The sequence below is a fragment of the Aliiglaciecola sp. 3_MG-2023 genome (assembly GCF_030548205.1).
In the GTDB taxonomy this organism is placed as follows: domain Bacteria; phylum Pseudomonadota; class Gammaproteobacteria; order Enterobacterales; family Alteromonadaceae; genus Aliiglaciecola.
In genome coordinates this window covers 1-502 of record NZ_JAUORV010000045.1, presented here as the reverse complement: position 1 = coordinate 502, position 502 = coordinate 1, and the positions used below count along the sequence as shown (strand labels likewise).

The window sequence follows — 502 nt, the reverse complement described above, 5'->3', positions numbered from 1 at the left end:
TTTGCTAGAACTGTAGTGATTGCCGCTGTTAGCGTCGTTTTACCATGGTCAACGTGGCCAATTGTACCGACGTTTACGTGGGGTTTCGTACGTTCAAACTTTTCTTTTGCCATCTTAAATTTTTCCTAGCAAAGTAATTAAAAAAAAACCTAATCAATAAGTTGGGGGGAGAACTGGTGCTGATAGGCAGATTCGAACTGCCGACCTCACCCTTACCAAGGGTGCGCTCTACCAACTGAGCCATATCAGCACTAAATTTGGAGCGAGCAGTGGGAATCGAACCCACATCATCAGCTTGGAAGGCTGAGGTAATAGCCATTATACGATGCTCGCAAACCTATTCTCTATCCACCTTGTTGAAAGTGGTGGCGTGACACATTGCGTCACACCATACACCTGATTAAACTGCAGGTGCACAGTAAAAATGGTGGAGGGGGCAGGATTCGAACCTGCGAAGGCTGAGCCGGCAGATTTACAGTCTGCTCCCGTTGACCGCTTGGGT

General features: G+C 47.4%; 2 protein-coding genes and 2 tRNA genes. All 4 read right to left on the bottom strand.

The window, feature by feature from the left end:
* Window positions 1-113: GTP-binding protein (locus Q4574_RS21475; RefSeq protein WP_303475536.1), on the bottom strand; the 113-nt coding region annotated here is incomplete at its 3' end.
* A 61-nt stretch (window positions 114-174) separates the two neighbouring features.
* A tRNA-Thr gene (locus tag Q4574_RS21470) sits at window positions 175-250 on the bottom strand.
* A gap of 8 nt (window positions 251-258) precedes the next feature.
* A tRNA-Gly gene (locus tag Q4574_RS21465) sits at window positions 259-333 on the bottom strand.
* On the bottom strand, window positions 319-502 hold a 184-nt coding region (locus tag Q4574_RS21460), incomplete at its 5' end, for a hypothetical protein (protein ID WP_303477720.1). The genes Q4574_RS21465 and Q4574_RS21460, both read right to left, overlap by 15 nt.